General features: G+C 74.0%; 9 protein-coding genes. 5 read left to right on the top strand and 4 right to left on the bottom strand.

Annotation, left to right across the window (positions count from 1 at the left end; all coding sequences use genetic code 11):
- Positions 1-31: 31 nt before the first annotated feature.
- From OO62_RS34825 to OO62_RS34815, 3 genes are all read left to right on the top strand, one after another.
- Complete coding sequence (locus OO62_RS34825) at positions 32-2,833, top strand: discoidin domain-containing protein (RefSeq protein WP_033271723.1); 2,802 nt, start codon at positions 32-34, stop codon at positions 2,831-2,833.
- A gap of 132 nt (positions 2,834-2,965) precedes the next feature.
- Positions 2,966-6,916: an ABC transporter ATP-binding protein gene (locus OO62_RS34820; RefSeq protein WP_033271722.1), complete on the top strand. Its 3,951-nt coding sequence runs from the start codon at positions 2,966-2,968 to the stop codon at positions 6,914-6,916.
- Positions 6,917-7,044: 128 nt separating this feature from the next.
- Positions 7,045-8,466, top strand: a complete 1,422-nt coding sequence (locus OO62_RS34815; RefSeq protein ID WP_033271721.1) for a S28 family serine protease — start codon at positions 7,045-7,047, stop codon at positions 8,464-8,466.
- A 124-nt stretch (positions 8,467-8,590) separates the two neighbouring features.
- Here the strand turns inward: OO62_RS34815 and OO62_RS34810 are convergent, their stop codons facing one another.
- From OO62_RS34810 to OO62_RS34795, 4 genes are all read right to left on the bottom strand, one after another.
- Complete coding sequence (locus OO62_RS34810) at positions 8,591-10,432, bottom strand: glycoside hydrolase family 3 protein (protein WP_033271720.1); 1,842 nt, start codon at positions 10,430-10,432, stop codon at positions 8,591-8,593.
- A 255-nt stretch (positions 10,433-10,687) separates the two neighbouring features.
- Positions 10,688-11,569 carry a sugar phosphate isomerase/epimerase family protein gene (locus OO62_RS34805; protein ID WP_051733864.1) on the bottom strand — a complete coding sequence of 294 codons (882 nt, stop codon included), beginning with the start codon at positions 11,567-11,569 and terminating at the stop codon, positions 10,688-10,690.
- Positions 11,570-11,867: 298 nt separating this feature from the next.
- On the bottom strand, positions 11,868-12,923 hold the full coding sequence (locus OO62_RS34800; protein WP_078617513.1) for a bifunctional helix-turn-helix transcriptional regulator/GNAT family N-acetyltransferase: 1,056 nt from the start codon (positions 12,921-12,923) through the stop codon (positions 11,868-11,870).
- Positions 12,924-12,948: 25 nt separating this feature from the next.
- Positions 12,949-14,013 carry a LacI family DNA-binding transcriptional regulator gene (locus OO62_RS34795; RefSeq protein ID WP_033271719.1) on the bottom strand — a complete coding sequence of 355 codons (1,065 nt, stop codon included), beginning with the start codon at positions 14,011-14,013 and terminating at the stop codon, positions 12,949-12,951.
- A gap of 208 nt (positions 14,014-14,221) precedes the next feature.
- Between OO62_RS34795 and OO62_RS34790 the strand changes: the two genes are divergently transcribed.
- Together OO62_RS34790 and OO62_RS34785 are read left to right on the top strand one after the other, a co-directional pair.
- A complete protein-coding gene (locus tag OO62_RS34790) occupies positions 14,222-15,373 on the top strand; it encodes a Gfo/Idh/MocA family protein (protein WP_033271718.1) in 1,152 nt (383 codons plus the stop codon).
- Positions 15,370-16,587, top strand: coding sequence for a dihydrodipicolinate synthase family protein (locus tag OO62_RS34785; RefSeq protein WP_051733861.1), 1,218 nt, complete (start codon positions 15,370-15,372; stop codon positions 16,585-16,587). The genes OO62_RS34790 and OO62_RS34785 overlap by 4 nt, the downstream gene beginning before the upstream one ends.
- Positions 16,588-16,607 lie beyond the last annotated feature (20 nt).

Genomic DNA, 16,607 nt, shown 5'->3' with positions numbered 1-16,607 from the left:
GTGCGGACCCATGCCCGGACGACGGAGAACCATGGAACTCTCGGCACCGCCCCCCGTTGACCGCCCGCCCGAGCCGCCGGCGGCGTCCCCGCCTGCCGCGCGCCGCCCCCGCAGGCTGGTCGCGCCGCTCCTGGCGGGCGCGCTGGTCGCGCTCCTCGCCCCGCTGCCGGCGTCCGCGTCGGCGCCGCAGCCGGTGCCCGGCCCGCCCGCCCCGCAGGACTCCTGCGAGCGCGGCGACGGCTGGAGCGCCACCGCCACCCGGATCGATCCCAAGGACAGCCACCACGCCTACGTCGGCAACGGCTACCTCGGCCAGCGGGTGCCCCCCAACGGCACCGGATACGCGGCCCCCGGCGGCGAGACCGGCTGGCCGCTGAAGACCCCCGAGTACGACGGCTCGTTCGTCGCCGGGCTCTACGCCAAGGGCCCCAAGAACGTGCAGGGCCGCCAGGCCGTCGCCGCCCTCCCGACCTGGACCACCCTCGACGTCGCCACCGGCGGCGCCCACCCCGACACCTTCTCCTCCGCCACCGCACCCGGCCGGATCTCCCACTACCGCCAGACCCTCTCGCTGCGCTGCGGCTTCGTCCGTACCTCGCTGACCTGGACGGCCGCCGACGGGCGCCGCACCGACCTGGTCTACGAGGTGCTCGCCGACCGCAACGACCCGCACACCGGCGCCGTACGGCTGCGGATGACGCCCCACTGGAGCGGCCCCGCCACGGTCACCGACGCCCTCGACGGGCGCGGCGCCCGCCGGATGGCGCCGTCCGGCTCCGCCGCCACGGGCGGCCGGGACGGCGGCCGCACCATGGACGTCACCTTCCGCACGGACGGCACCAGGACCGAGGGCGCGGTGGCCTCCACCCTGCGCACCGGCCCCGGCGTCGACGCGGCCCGCCCCGGGCAGGCAGCGCGGACGGACAGCCTGAGCAACCATCAGCGCGTGACCTTCCCGGTCCGCAGCGGCCGCTCGTACGAGCTGACCAAGTACGTCGGCGTGGACACCGCGCTCACCTCCCGCGCCCCGCGCGCCGCCGCCGACGCCGCCTCGCGCCGGGCCGCGGCCCGCGGCTGGGCGGACCTGTTCGCCCGGCACACCGCGGCCTGGCAGCGGCTGTGGCGCAGCGACATCGAGGTCAACGGGCAGCCCGCACTGCAGTCCTGGGTGCGCTCCGCGCAGTACGGGCTGCTGTCCTCCACCCGCGCCGGCAGCGACAACAGCATCGGCCCCACCGGCCTGACCAGCGACAACTACGCCGGTGAGATCTTCTGGGACGCCGAGACCTGGATGTACCCGAGCCTGCTGGCCACCCACCCCGCGCTCGCCAGGTCGATCGTCGACTACCGCTACAAGACCCGCGCGGGCGCCCGCGCCAACGCCCGCAAGCTCGGCTACGACGGGCTGTTCTACGCCTGGACCAGCGGCAGCAAGGGCGATCTGTGGAACGAGTGCCACAGCTGGGACCCGCCGCACTGCAAGACCCAGAACCACCTCATGGGCGACATCTCCCTCGCCGCCTGGCAGTACTACCTCGCCACCAAGGACACCGCCTGGCTGAGGTCACGCGGCTGGCCGGTCCTCAAGGGCATCGCCGAGTTCTGGTCCTCCCGGGCCACCCGCAACGCCGACGGCAGCTACTCGATCAAGAACGTCGCCGGGCCCGACGAGTACAGCAACGGCGTCACCGACGGCGTCTTCACCAACGCAGGCGCCGCCACCGCACTGCGCAACGCCACCCGCGTCGCCGCCGTCCTCGGCGAGCACGCGCCCGCCTCCTGGCGGACCCTCGCCGACAAGCTGCGGATCCCCTACGACAGCAGGAACAAGGTCTACGAGCAGTACGCCGGCTACCAGGGCACCACCATCAAGCAGGCCGACACCGTGCTGCTGATGTACCCCCTGGAGTGGCCGATGTCGCGGGCCAGGGCGTCCCGCACGCTGGACTTCTACGCCGCGCACACCGACCCGGACGGCCCGGCCATGACGGACTCGGTGCACGCCATCGACGCCGCCGCGATCGGTGAGCCCGGCTGCGCCACGTACACCTATCTGATGCGGTCCATCAAGCCGTTCGTCCGCGGGCCGTTCGCGGAGTTCTCCGAGGCGCGCGGCACCAAGGCCGGGGCCGACGACCCGCACGCCGGGAAGCCCGCGCAGGACTTCCTCACCGGCAAGGGCGGCTTCCTGCAGACCTTCACCCACGGGCTGACCGGCCTGCGGCTGCGCGAGGACCGGGTGCGGCTGAACCCGACGCTGCCGCCGCAGCTGTCCGAGGGCGTCACCCTGCGCGGTCTGCACTGGCAGGGACGGACCTTCGACGTCGCGATCGGCGCCGACCACACCACGGTGCGGCTGACCGCCGGGGCGCCGATGCGGATCGAGACGCCGCGGGGCGAGCAGATCGTCAGCCGGGGCGTGCCGGCCGTCCTCAAGACCCGCCGCCCCGACCTGGCCGAGACCTCGAACGCGGCCCGCTGCACCCCCGCCACGGCGACCTCCGAGGAGCCGGGCCTGTACGCGGCCGCGGCGGTGGACGGCAACACCACCACCGCCTGGGTGCCCGCCTCCGCCACCGGCACCCTCACCGTCGACCTCGGCCGGACCACCCGCGTCGGCCAGATCACCCCGCACTGGACCGCCACCCGCCCGAAGTCCTACAACGTCCAGGTCTCGCGGGACGGCAGGCACTGGTCGGGCACCGGCTACGCGGGCCGCACCCCCGCCCGGTACGTACGGGTCACCGTCGAGGGCGACCGGACCCCGGCCGCCGGCGGCAAGCCCCGGCCGCACCCGGGCATCACGGAGCTGACCGTGCAACGGGTGAAGTGATCACCTGAACGGCCCCGGCGCGCCGGTCGTCCTTCCCGGGCGGCCGGCGCGCCGGATTGTTGCGGCGGGATGAAATCCGCTGCCCGCGTCGTTGACGCCTTCCGACAGGCGTCGACGGGTGGGAGGCACGGGGTGGCGGGGACGGATACCGAACGAGTGGGCTGGGCGCGGCGGCTGATCCGCGACTGCTGGCAGTACCGGAAGGACGTGCTGCTCGCCCTCGGCTCCTCGCTCGGCGGGATGGCCGTGCTGGCGCTGGTCCCGCTCGTACCGAAGCTGATCATCGACGACGTCATCGTCCGTCACGACCGCGCCCTCGCCCCCTGGGCGGGCCTGCTGGTGCTGGCCGCGGTCGTGGTCTACGTCCTGACCTACCTCCGGCGCTTCTACGGCGGCCGGCTCGCCCTGGACATCCAGCACGATCTGCGCACGAGGATGTTCGCCGCGATAGCCCGCCTCGACGGCCGGCGGCAGGACGAGCTGAGCACCGGCCAGGTCGTCGGCCGCGCCACCAGCGACCTGCAACTGATCCAGGGCCTGCTGTTCATGGTGCCGATGATGATCGGCAGCGTGCTGCTGTTCGTGATCTCGCTGGTCGTGATGGCGGTGCTGTCGCCGCTGCTCACCGTCGTCGCGCTGGCCGTCGCGCCCGCCCTGTGGCTGATCGCCCAGCGCAGCCGGACCCGGCTCTTCCCCGCCACCTGGTACGCCCAGGGCCAGGCGGCCGCGGTCGCCGGCGTGGTGGACGGCGCGGTCTCCGGCGTCCGGGTCGTCAAGGGCTTCGGACAGGAGGCCCAGGAGACCGCCAAGCTGCGCGAGGTCGGTCGCCGGCTGTTCGCCGGCCGGCTGCGCACGGTCCGGCTCAACGCCCGCTACACCCCCGCCCTCCAGGCGGTACCGGCCCTCGGCCAGGTCGCGATGCTCGCCCTCGGCGGCTGGATGGCCACCCAGGGGCAGGTCACCCTGGGCACCTTCGTCGCCTTCTCCACCTACCTCGCGCAGCTCGTCGGACCGGTCCGGATGCTCGCGATGATGCTCACCGTCGGCCAGCAGGCCCGCGCCGGCGTCGAGCGGGTCTACGAGCTGATCGACACCGAGCCGTCGATCGAGGAGCGGGCGGACGCCCACGAACTGCCCGCGGACACCCCCGCCACCGTCGAATTCGACCGGGTGACCTTCGCCTACGCCCCGCTGCACCACGGTCCCGAGGACGCGACGGGACACGACGACGGCCCCCGCGCCCCGCGGCCCGTCCTGCGCGACTTCTCGCTGCGCATCGAAGCCGGCGAGACGGTCGCCGTGGTCGGTACGTCCGGCAGCGGCAAGTCCACCGTCTCCCTGCTGCTGCCCCGCTTCTACGACGTCTCCGCCGGCCGGGTCCTGGTCGGCGGCCACGACGTGCGCGGGCTGACCCTCGCGTCGCTGCGCGCCGCCATCGGCCTGGTCCCCGAGAACAGCTTCCTGTTCTCCGACTCGATACGCGACAACATCGCCTACGGCCATCCGGACGCCACCGACGCGCAGGTGCGCGCCGCGGCCCGCGCCGCCCAGGCGGACGGCTTCATATCCGAGCTCCCCGACGGCTACGACACCACGGTCGGGGAGCAGGGACTGACCCTGTCCGGCGGCCAGCGCCAGCGCGTCGCCCTGGCCCGCGCCATCCTCACCGACCCCCGGCTGCTGGTCCTGGACGATGCGACCTCGGCGGTCGACGCCCGGGTGGAGCACGAGATCCACGAGGCCCTGCGCGGCGTCATGGCGGGCCGTACGACCCTGCTCATCGCGCACCGCGCCTCCACCCTCGCGCTCGCCGACCGGGTCGCCGTCCTCGACGAGGGGCGGCTGGTCGATATCGGCACGCAGGACGAGCTGGCGGAGCGATGTCCGCTCTACCGCAGGCTGCTGACCGACCCCGAGGAACTGGGCGGGGTCGAGCGTGACCCGGCCGGCGAGCTGGCCGGCGCCTTCGACGGCGAGTTCGCCGCATGGGGGTCCCCCCGCTCGAGCGGAGCCGAGAGTGGGGGAGGGCTGCTGGACTACGCGTACGAAGCGGATGTCGCCGGGCTCGACCGGCCGGACGGCTTCGACGCCGAGCCGGACGGCGGGCGCGACGGCGGGACCGGCCGGGCCGCCGGCACCGTCACCCCCGAGCTGTGGGTGCGCCGCGAGCAGGACGCCGAGGCGGGCGGCGCCGGCGTGGCGCCCCGCACGGCCGCCGCCGGACCCGGTCTCGGCGCCGCGATGGCCGGCACGCCAGCCACCCCCGAACTCCTCGCCCAGGTCGCCGCGCTGCCGCCGGCCGAGGACACCCCCGCCGTCGACGAGGACCGGGCGGTGCGCCCCGAGCGCGCCTACGGCCTGCGCCGGCTGCTGCACGGCTTCGGCCGGCCGCTGGGCTTCGCCCTGGCGCTGGTCGCGGTGGACGCCCTGGCCGGGCTGCTGCTGCCCGTCCTGATCCGGCAGGGCATCGACGAGGGCGTCCGCCGCGGCGTGCTGGCCGGCGTCTGGACGGCCGCGCTGCTCGCGCTGGTCGTGGTCCTCGCCCAGTGGGCCGCCCAGGTCGGCGGCAACCGCCTGACCGGACGCACCGGCGAGCGGGTCCTCTACTCCCTCCGCCTCAAGATCTTCGCGCAGCTCCAGCGGCTCGGCCTCGACTACTACGAGCGCGAGCTGACCGGCAAGATCATGACCAGGATGACGACCGACATCGACGCCCTGTCGACATTCCTGCAGACCGGCCTGGTCACCGCCCTGGTCTCGATGCTGACGTTCTTCGGCATCCTCGTCGCGCTGCTCGCCATCGACGTCCAGCTGGCCCTCGTCGTCTTCGCCACCCTCCCGCCGCTGATCATCGGCACGTACTTCTTCCGCAAGCAGAGCGTCAAGGCGTACGAGCTGGCCCGCGAACGGATCAGCGTGGTCAACGGAGACCTCCAGGAGAGCGTCGCCGGGCTCCGCATCGTCCAGGCGTTCCGGCGCGAGCGCCGCGGTGAGCAGCGGTTTGCCGAGCGCAGCGACGCCTACCGCGCGGCCCGCCTCCGCGGCCAGTTCCTGATCTCCGTCTACTTCCCGTTCGTGCAGCTGCTGTCCTCGGTGGCGGCGGCACTGGTGCTGATCGTCGGCGCCGACCGGGTCGCCCACGACACCCTGACGGCCGGCGCCCTGGTGGCCTACCTCCTCTACATCGACCTGTTCTTCGCCCCCGTGCAGCAGCTCTCCCAGGTCTTCGACGGCTACCAGCAGGCGTCCGTCTCGCTCGGCCGCATCCAGGAACTGCTGCGCGAGCCCACCACGACCCCGTTGGCCGAGCGGCCCCGCGAGGTGCCCGCCCTGCGCGGCGAGATCACCTTCGACGACGTCCACTTCCACTACGGCGCGAGCGCGGAGCCGGCGCTGGCCGGCATAGACCTCGTCATACCGGCCGGCCAGACCGTGGCCTTCGTCGGCGAGACCGGCGCCGGCAAGTCCACCCTGGTCAAGCTGGTCGCCCGGTACTACGACCCGTCCTCGGGCGCGGTCCGCGTCGACGGCACCGACCTGCGCGACCTGGACCTGACGGGCTACCGCCACCGCCTCGGCGTGGTCCCCCAGGAGCCCTACCTGTTCGCCGGTACCGTCCGGGACGCCATCGCCTACGGCCGCCCGGACGCCACCGACGCCGAGGTGGAGGCCGCCGCCCGCGCGGTCGGCGCGCACGCCATGATCGCCACCCTCGACGGCGGCTACCTCCACGAGGTCTCCGAGCGCGGCCGCAACCTCTCCGCCGGCCAGCGCCAGCTGCTGGCGCTCGCCCGCGCCGAACTCGTCGACCCGGACGTGCTGTTGCTGGACGAGGCCACCGCGGCCCTGGACCTGGCCACCGAAGCCGTCGTCAACCAGGCCACCGACCGCCTCGCCGGCCGCCGCACGACCTTGGTCGTCGCCCACCGGCTGACCACCGCCGCCCGCGCCGACCGTGTCGTGGTCCTCGACCACGGCCGGGTCGCCGAGGACGGCAGCCACGCGCAGCTGCTGGCCCGCAACGGCCGCTACGCGGAGCTGTGGCGCACCTTCTCCGGCGAGGAGGAGGAACTGGTGGCCTGAGGCCCGGCCGGGCCACCGGCCTCGGGGGCCGTCCTGCGAAGATCCGCCGGACGGCCCCCGAGGGCTGGTGGCCCCCGTGTCCCGCCGATAGGTTCAGCCCGACCTTTGCTATCCCAAGGGGAGGGTGCATGCGCAAGGCCACCAGATGGCTGCTGTCGCTCGCGGTGCTCATAGGCACGGCGGGAGCCGGCAGCATACCGGCGGGAGCGGCCACCGCCGCCGAGCCGAAGACCGAGGACATCAAGGACCGCATCCTGGCGATCCCGGGTATGAGCCTCATCGAGGAGAAGCCGGTCGACGGCTACCGGTACTTCGTCCTGAACTATTCCCAGCCGGTTGACCACCGGCACCCCTCCAAGGGGACCTTCCAGCAGCGGCTGACCTTGCTGCACAAGTCGGTGGACCGCCCGACGGTGTTCTTCACCTCCGGTTACAACGTCAGCACCACGCCGTCCCGCAGCGAGCCCACCAAGATCATCGACGGCAACCAAGTCTCGCTGGAATACCGCTACTTCACCCCGTCGCGGCCCACGCCCACGGACTGGAAGAAGCTCGACATCCGGCAGGCCGCCACCGACCAGCACCGCATCTTCCAGGCCCTGCACCGCATCTACGGCAAGAACTGGATCGCCACCGGCGGCAGCAAGGGCGGCATGACCGCCACCTACTACCGCCGCTTCTTCCCGCACGACATGAACGGCACCGTCGCCTACGTCGCGCCGAACGACGTGCGCAACGACGAGGACTCCGCCTACGACCGGTTCTTCAGGACCGTCGGCACCGCGCAGTGCCGCGCCGACCTCGCCGCCATCGAACGCGAGGCCCTGCTGCGCCGCAAGGAGATGGTCAAGCGCTTCCAGGACTGGGCCGACAAGGAGAAGCAGACCTTCACCAAGGTCGGCAACGCCGACCGGGCCTACGAAGTCATGGTCACCGACCTGGTCTTCGGCTTCTGGCAGTACCAGCCGGCCGAGACCGCCTGCGCCGAGGTTCCCGAGCCGACCGTCTCCACCGACGGGCTGTGGCAGTGGATGGACAAGATCGGCGGCTTCGACAGCTACACCGACCAGGGCATGGAGCCGTACACGCCGTACTACTACCAGGCGGGCACCCAGCTCGGGGAGCCCGGCTACGGCTACCCGCAGCTCGCCGGTCTGCTCAAGTACCCCGGCATCAACAACTCCCGCAGCTTCGTCCCCAAGGACATCCCGATGCGCTTCGACAAGCGCGCGATGCCCGACGTCGACCGCTGGGTGCGGCACCACGCCAACCGGATGATGTTCGTCAACGGCCAGTACGACCCGTGGAGTTCGGAGCACTTCGAACTCGGCAGGGGCGCCCGGGACTCCTACGTCTTCACCGTCCCCGGCGGCAACCACGGCTCGAACATCGCCAAGCTGAAGGAAGCCGACCGCACCAAGGCCACCGCCGAGCTGCTCGACTGGGCGGGCGTCCCGGCCCCCGAGGGCGCCAAGGCCACCCCGCTGGCCCCGTACGACAAGAAGCTGGACCGGCAGGAGGTCCGCCGGATGCCGATGCTGCGCCCGTGAGGCCCTTCCGCCACACGGCCGTACGCCGGTGACGGCGCGGCGCGCTCCCGGGCAGCCGGGAGCGCGCCGTACCCGGCCCGTACCTCTGGCCGTGCCGCCGCCCGCGCGCGGTGGGCCGCCGCGCTCAGTACGACAGGCCGTGCCCGATCTGGTAGAGGGCCCGCTCCGGACTGTCGGCACGCATTATCGCGACTGGCAGCCGGCCCGCCGGCTCCCGCCGCCCGGCGATCACCCGGGCCGCCGCCCGCAGCTCCACATCCGTCCACGAATAGCTCGCCAGGGCCGCCTTGACCCCGTCCAGCTGGGCGATGTCGTACGGGTTGCGGACCGCGAGCTGCACCACCGGCTTGCCGGTCCCCAGCAGCGCACCGACCAGCGTCCGCTGCGCCGACTGCGCGGTCACGTTGTACGTGGCCACCACCACCGCGTCCCGGTCGCCGAGCGCCGCCACCGCCTCGTCGATCCGCTGCCGGGACGGCGTCAGGCCCGTCGACAGCGCGGTGGCGCTGAAGCCCAGATCGGTGAGCGCCTTCGCCAGCACCGTGGTCGGCGGCCCCCCGGTCCCCGAGGGCGCGGCCGCGTCCACCCCCACCACCAGCACCCTGCGCTCCCGCCGCCGCGACAGCGGCAGCACGCCGCCGTCGTTGCGCAGCAGCGTCGTCGTACGGTCCGCGATCCGGTCCGCGGTGGTGAGGTGCCCCCGGGTGCCGACCACCCGGTCCACCGCCCGCCGGCTGGTGTACGGATCCTTGAACAGCCCCCGCCGCTCCTTCAGCAGCAGGATCCGCAGCAGCTTCGCGTCGAGGTCCCGTTCGGTCAGCTCGCCGTCCTTCAGGGCCTTGAGCACCGCGCCGTGCGCCACCGACAGGTCCGGTGGGTTCAGCAGCTGGTCGACGCCCGCCTTGAGCGCCAGCACCGGCACCCGGGCGTCGCCGTACTTCGCCCGTACGCCCTCCATGCCCAGCGAGTCCGTCACCACCACCCCGTCGTAACCCAGCCGCTCGCGCAGGATGCCGGTGAGGATCGGCCGGGAGAGCGTGGCCGGGTCCTCGCTCGGGTCGAAGGCGGGCACGACGATGTGCGCCGTCATGATCGAATCGATGCCGGCGGCGATCGCCGCCTTGAACGGCGGCGCGTCCAGCCGCTCCCACTCCTCGGCACTGTGGTGTATGTACGGCAGCCCGACATGGCTGTCGGTGTCGGTGTCACCGTGCCCGGGGAAGTGCTTGGCGCAGGCCGCCACCCCGCCCTCCTGATAGCCCTTCACCTGAGCGCCGACCATACGGGCCACCGCCTGCGGATCGGCGCCGAAGGAGCGGACGCCGATGACCGGGTTGGCGGGATTGACGTTGACGTCGGCGTCCGGCGCGTAGTCCTGCCGGATCCCCATCGCGTACAGCTCCTGCCCCGCGACCCGGCCCGCGGTACGCGCGTCGTCGCGGGAGCCGCCCGCGCCGAGCGCCATCGCCCCGGGGAAGAGCGTCGCCGGGGCGCCGACCCGGGCCACTATGCCGTGCTCCTGGTCCGTGGAGATCAGCACCGGGACCGGCACACGCTGCGCGGCGGCGGCCTTCTGGATGCCGTTGGAGAGATCGGCGATCTGGTGCGGCTCGCGGGTGTTGTGCGCCCACCCGAAGTAGATGATGCCGCCCACGTGGTACTTGGCGATCAGCTCCGCGGCGTTGGCGACCCCGATCTCCTTCTGGTTCGCCGCGACGTCGGCCGGGTCCGGGTCGGTGGCGGAGTGCCCGTAGACCCGCATCACGAACAGCTGGCCGACCTTCTCCTCGGGCGTCATACGGGCGATCAGGCGGCGCAGCCGCGTCCGGGTGGCGGCATCGGGGAGGGGCTGGTGGGGGAGGGCGGGGGCCGCGGTCCGCGCCGCCGCCTGTGCCGGGCCGGCGCCCGCGGCAACGGCGGCGGCCGCGGCGGCCGCACTGGTCAGAACGGTACGTCTGGAGTGCATCTGCGCTCCTTCCGGAGGGCTTCCTCGACTCGTTGAAGGAAACTTCCAAGGAGACACGGATAGCCGGAAAACTATTGTCGGTCAATCACTCCATCCGAGGTGGCGCCCAGCAATTGCGAACCGGACGAGGGTGTGTGAGGGGACGGGGGCCGGCGGGCGTGAGGGGCCCGGGGCGAGTGGTGCCGGTGGTGCGGGATGTGCGGTTCGAGGCGCACGGCGCGGGGCGGGGGAGGACGGGCCCGGGGTGAGGGTGGGTCAGGCGCCGGTGCGGTGCCGGTCCGGCGTCGGGGCGGTGAGGAGCTGCTGGAGGTGTGCGCGGGCCGGCGCCAGGAGGGCGGGGAGGTCCGGGGCCTCGGGGTGCCAGCGCTTCTCGTACTCCCAGCACAGCCAGCCGCCCGCGCCCTGGTCGTAGATGCCCTCGGGGGTCGGCACGGGGCCCCGCGGCTCCCCGGGGCCCGCGCCGAGCGTGGCCAGGACATCGGCCAGCGGCAGGACGCCGGCGCCGAGCGGCAGGGGTGTGGTGTCCTCCGCGGAGGCGACGTCCTTGACCTGGACGTAGCCCAGATGCGGGGCGAGCGCGGCATGGGTGTCGACCGGCTCCTCACCGCCGAGCCAGCTGTGCAGCACGTCCCAGAGCGCGCCCACGTTCCGGTGCCCCACGGGCCCCAGGACCCGGGCCGCGGCCGCGCCCGTGCGGTGCGAGTCATGGGTCTCCAGCAGGACCCGCACGCCCCGCTCCGCCGCGAGCGGCGCCACCGCGGCGAGCCGCCGCGCGGCATCGGCGTCCGCCTCGGCCGCCGGGCGGTCACCGCCCCCGGGGAAGACCCGGACATACGGCGCCCCCAGGTCCGCGGCGAGCAGCACCAGCTCGTCCAGCTCCTGGGCCAGTTCCTTCTCGCCCGCGGTGTCCCGGGCCGCGGCGACCCGGGCGTAGCCGGCCACGCCGAGGATCTCGACACCGGTGGCCGCGCACTGTTCACGCACCGCGGCCCGTTCCCGCGCGCCGATCAGCGGATGCACCGGTTCCTCGGGGTGGGCCCGCAGCTCCACGCCCTGATAGCCGGTCTCCACGGCCAGCGCCAGCACCTCGGCCACCGGCATCCCCGGCACCCCGAGGGTCGAGAACGCGAAGCGCATCGCCGGGGGGCCGCCGGCCGGGCCGCCCGTGCTGCCGCCCGCCGTGCCGCCCCCGGTGCCGCCGGCCGGGCCGTCCGTGTGTCCTGCGCTGCCGCTCATATCGCGCTCCTCCTCGTCGCGCCTGGATCCCCGAGCGTGTGCCCTGGCCACGCGCGTCCATGTCTCCCCGGTGGGTGTACCCGCTGTCGGCCCGGTGGGCGCACCCGTTCCCCCGCGCGGCGTGCCGCTGCGTCGCAGGGGGCAGGCCGGAGCGGGGACACCCGGCGGGCACGTCAGCGGCGGGGACCCCGTCCGTACGTCACAGGGGCAGGCGCCAGTCCTGGCCCACCAGGTCCTGTCCGAAGCTGTGGTGCGGCGACTCGCCGACCAGCTCGAAGCCGGCGCGCTGATAGATGCCGCGCGCCGCGCCGAGTATGGAGTTGGTCCACAGCACCATCTCCCGATAGCCGGCCTCGCGGGCGAAGTCCACACAGGCGTCGACGAGTTGACGTCCCACGCCGTGCCCGCGCGCGCCGGGTTCGACCAGCAGCAGCCGCAGCCGCGCGACCCCCGGCCTGCCGTCCCGTACGCACATCACCGCGCCGACCCTCTCCGCGGCGGCGCCGGCGGACTCCGCGTCGGACGGCGCTCCCGTGCCGCCCAGCTCCGCCACCCACGTCCGGTCCCAGCGCGGGTCGAAGTCCTCGGCGTACTCCGCGACGATCCGGGCCACCAGCGCCTCGTAGCTGAGATCGAAGCCGTACTCGGCGGCGTAGAGCGCGGCGTTCCGCTCGACCATCCAGCCGAGGTCACCGGGGCGGCTGGTGCGCAGCGTGACCGACGGCGCGGGGGAGTCCCGGTCCCCGGCGTCCTCCGTCTCCTCGCCGAGTACGGCGCGGATCGTCCGCATCGACGCCACCAGGCGGGCCCGGTCCGCCGGCGGCAGGTCCTGGAGCAGCGTCCCCGCGGATTCCTGCGAGCGCTCCTCCAGCAGGCCGGCCGCCTCCCGGCCGCCCTCGGTCAGCGTGATGCGCTGCCGGCGGGGGTCCTCCTCGGACTTGCCCCGGCTGATCAGCTCGCGGTGCTCGAACTTGCCGAGCAGCCGGCTGAGGTAACCGGCGTCCAGCGACAGCGAGTTGCGCAGGTCCGCGGCGTCCACCCGCTCGTGGTGGGCGAGCTCGTAGAGCACCCGGGCCTCGGTGAGGGTGAAGGGCGTGTAGAGGTGCCGGCCGTAGTCGAGCGCGCCGATGAGGTTCGTGTAGAAGCGGTTGAATCTGCGCAGCTCACGGACGTCCGCCGCGGCGTCCGACGGCTCGCCGGGCGCCGTGCCGGATGTCGTGGTGGAGGGCGCGCCGGGCGCCGTTCCGGTCGTCATCGTGACCCCCTGACACTTGACTGAGTCAAGGGTACGCCACCGAGGTCGATGCGCGCACGAGCAATTCCGCGCGCAGCGTCGCCAGCCCGCCCGGCGGCCGCTCCTCCCGCCCCGTCGCCAGCCGGCCGGCCCGCGCCCCGGCCTCCTCCAGCGGCAGCCGCACGGTCGTCAGCGCCGGTGCCGCGTCCGCGCTGAACGGCAGATCGTCGAAGCCGGCGACGGACAGGTCCTCGGGTACCCGCAGCCCGCGGTCGCGCAGCGCGGCACACGCACCCAGCGCCACGGCGTCGTTGGCCGCCACGATCGCCGTCAGACCGGCGTCCCTGCGGAGGAGTTCGACGGCCGCGTCGTAACCGGAGGCGCGGTCGTAGGCACCGTGCACGGTGCGGTGCGGGGCGTCCGCGATCCCCCCGGCGGCGAGCGCGGCCCGATGACCGGCCACCCGCTCCCCGGTGGTGGTACGGCCCGCCGGGCCCGCGGCACAGCCGATCCGCCGGTGGCCGAGCGCGACGAGGTGCGCGGTCAGCCGCTGCGCGCCGCCCCGGTTGTCGAACGCCAGAGTGGTGAGCGTGGCGGGCGGTTCCGCGGCGGGTGATGCCGGCTGCGCGGGCCGGCCGCAGAGCACCACCCTGGTGCCCGCACCCGACAGCCGCGCCAGCTTGGCGGCCAGCGCCCGGGCGTGCTCCGGGTCCTCCGAGGCGCTGCCGGTCAGCACCACCGCAGCCGCCCGCTGCCGCTGGAGCAAGGTGAGGTAGCGCAGCTCGCGCTCCGGCGAGCCGCCCGTACTGCACACCACGGCCAGCTTCTCGCCACCGGGCCCGGCCGCACCGCTCAGCTCCCCCTGGACGGCGCCCGCGATGATCCCGAAGAACGGGTCCGCGAGGTCGTTGACGAGAATGCCGACCAGGTCGGAGCTGGCCGCGGCGAGCGCGCTCGCCGGCCCGTTGACGACGTACTCCAGCTCCTCGACGGCCCGCAGCACCCGGCCGCGGGTGCGTTCGGCGACCGGGTAGTTGCCGCTGAGCACCCGCGAGACGGTCGCCGCCGACACCCGGGCGCGCGCCGCCACATCCGCCAGCGTGACCGTCATCGCGTCCTCACCATGCCCCGCCCGCCCCCTTGTTGGTGTCCTGCCGCGCAGGCTAGCGTCCCTCACGACAGAAAGCGCTTGCTGTCCCGTTTTCCCCGGAGCCACCGCCGGAGCCGCACCCCGCACCTCCGCCGCACCGCACCTCCGCCGCACTGCTCCACCGCCGACGCGCAGCCACCCCGCCGACAGCGAAGAGAGAGGCCGGGCCGTGACACGCACGACCGTACGCATCGCCATGAACGGCGTGACCGGGCGCATGGGACACCGCCAGCACCTGGTCCGCTCCCTCCTCGCCCTGCGCGAACAGGGCGGCCTCCACCTGGCCGACGGCACGGTCATCTGGCCGGAGCCGGTGCTCGTCGGCCGCTCCCCGCACAAACTGCGGGCCCTGGCCGAGCGCCACGGCCTGCGGGACTGGACCTGCGACCTCGACTCCGTACTGGCCGACGACACCGTCGACCTCTACTTCGACGCCCAGGTCACCGCCGCCCGCGTCGGGGCCGTGAAGAAAGCGATTGCTGCCGGAAAGCACGTCTACGTCGAGAAGCCCACCGCCGGCGACCTCGCCGGCGCACGGGAACTGGCGCGGCTGGCCCGGGAAGCCGGCGTCAGGAACGGCGTCGTCCAGGACAAGCTCTTCCTGCCCGGCCTGCGCAAACTCCGCCGGCTCGTCGAGGGCGGATTCTTCGGCCGCATCCTGTCCGTACGGGGCGAGTTCGGCTACTGGGTCTTCGAGGGCGACTGGCAGCAGGCGCAACGCCCCTCCTGGAACTACCGCGCCGAGGACGGCGGCGGCATCGCGGCCGACATGTTCCCGCACTGGGAATACGTCCTGCACGAGCTGTTCGGGCCGGTCAGGACCGTCCAGGCGCACCTCACCACGCACGTCCCGCGCCGCTGGGACGAGGCGGGCGCCCCGTATGACGCCACCGCCGACGACGCCGCCTACGGCATCTTCGAACTGGCCGGCGGCATCGTCGCGCAGATCAACTCCTCCTGGGCCGTGCGGGTGCACCGCGACGAACTGGTGGAGTTCCAGGTGGACGGCACCGAGGGCTCGGCCGTCGCCGGGCTCCGCGGCTGCCGGGTCCAGCACCGCTCCACCACCCCCAAACCGGTCTGGAACCCCGACCTTCCGGCGTCCGAGCCGTTCCGTGAGCAGTGGCAGGACGTCCCCGACAACGCCGACTTCGACAACGGCTTCAAGGCCCAGTGGGAGCTGTTCCTGCGGCACGTCGTGCGCGACGAGCCCTGGCGCTGGGACCTGGCGGCCGGCGCCCGCGGCGTCCAACTGGCCGAACTGGGGCTGCGTTCGTCGGCGGAGGGCCGCCGGCTGGACGTACCGGAGCTGAGCCTGTGAACCGGCCGGCCACCCCGCCCGGCCCCCGGCCCCCGGCCGCCCCCGGAACGGGCCGGGCCGCCCCCGGCGCACCGCCCGCCACCGCCCGGCCCCCGCTGCGCTCCCGTACCGTCTTCGCCGCCGCCCATGTGGTCGCCGACCCGCTCGCCGACACCACACCGGACGGCCCGCCCGCCCTCGACTGGGACGCCACCCTCGCCTTCCGGCACCACCTCTGGTCGCACGGCCTGGGCGTCGCCGAGGCGATGGACACCGCACAGCGCGGCATGGGCCTCGACTGGCGCGCCGCCGCCGAGCTGATCCGGCGCTCCGCCGCGGAGGCCCGCGCGGTCGGCGGCCTGCTCGCCTGCGGCGCGGGCACCGACCAACTGCCCGCCCACGGCGCCTCGCCGGCGGACGTCCGCGCCGCCTACGAGGAGCAGCTCGGCCTCGTCGAGGACGCCGGCGCCCGCCCCGTCCTGATGGCCTCCCGCCAGCTCGCCGCGGTCGCCACCGGGCCGGACGACTACCTGGAGCTGTACGGCCACCTGCTGCGCCAGGCCGGCACGCCGGTGATCCTGCACTGGCTCGGCCCGATGTTCGACCCGGCGCTGCACGGCTACTGGGGCAGCCCGGACCCCGACGCCGCCACCGAGACCCTTCTCCGGATCATCGCCGCACACCCCGGCAAGGTGGACGGCGTCAAGGTCTCCCTGCTGGACGCCGACCGGGAAGTACGGCTGCGCCGGAGGCTGCCGGCGACCGTGCGCTGCTATACGGGCGACGACTTCCACTACCCCGAACTGATCGCCGGCGACGACCACGGCTTCAGCGACGCCCTGCTCGGCGTCTTCGACCCCCTCGCGCCCCTGGCCGCCGAGGCCGTACGCCTCCTCGACGCCCGAGGACCCGACGGCACCGCGGCCTTCCGTGCCGTCCTGGACCCGACCGTCGCCCTCGCCCGCCACCTCTTCCGCGCACCCACCCGCTACTACAAGACGGGCGTCGTCCTGCTGGCCTGGCTGGCGGGCCACCAGACGCACTTCACCATGGTCGGCGGCCTGCAGTCGGCCCGTTCCCTGCCGCATCTGCGCCGCGCCCATGAACTGGCCGACGCACTGGGCCTGTTCCCCGACCCGGAGCTGGCCGCCGCCCGGATGCGCCGGCTGCTCGCGGTCCACGGGATGGCGGAGACGGCACACCGGGCGCAGCCGGCCCAAGGAGACCCCGCATGAGCACCGGCACGCCCCCGCCC

Source organism: Streptomyces lydicus (assembly GCF_000717345.1).
Taxonomy (GTDB): Bacteria; Actinomycetota; Actinomycetes; order Streptomycetales; family Streptomycetaceae; genus Streptomyces; species Streptomyces lydicus.
This window is presented reverse-complemented; position numbering and strand designations above follow the sequence as displayed.

Coding starts and splice junctions, on each gene's coding strand:
- OO62_RS34825 (WP_033271723.1), top strand. CDS start 32: ATGGAACTCTCGGCACCGCCCCCCGTTGACCGCCCGCCCGAGCCGCCG.
- OO62_RS34815 (WP_033271721.1), top strand. CDS start 7,045: ATGCGCAAGGCCACCAGATGGCTGCTGTCGCTCGCGGTGCTCATAGGC.
- OO62_RS34810 (WP_033271720.1), bottom strand. CDS start 10,432: ATGCACTCCAGACGTACCGTTCTGACCAGTGCGGCCGCCGCGGCCGCC.
- OO62_RS34805 (WP_051733864.1), bottom strand. CDS start 11,569: ATGCGCTTCGCGTTCTCGACCCTCGGGGTGCCGGGGATGCCGGTGGCC.
- OO62_RS34800 (WP_078617513.1), bottom strand. CDS start 12,923: ATGACGACCGGAACGGCGCCCGGCGCGCCCTCCACCACGACATCCGGC.
- OO62_RS34795 (WP_033271719.1), bottom strand. CDS start 14,013: ATGACGGTCACGCTGGCGGATGTGGCGGCGCGCGCCCGGGTGTCGGCG.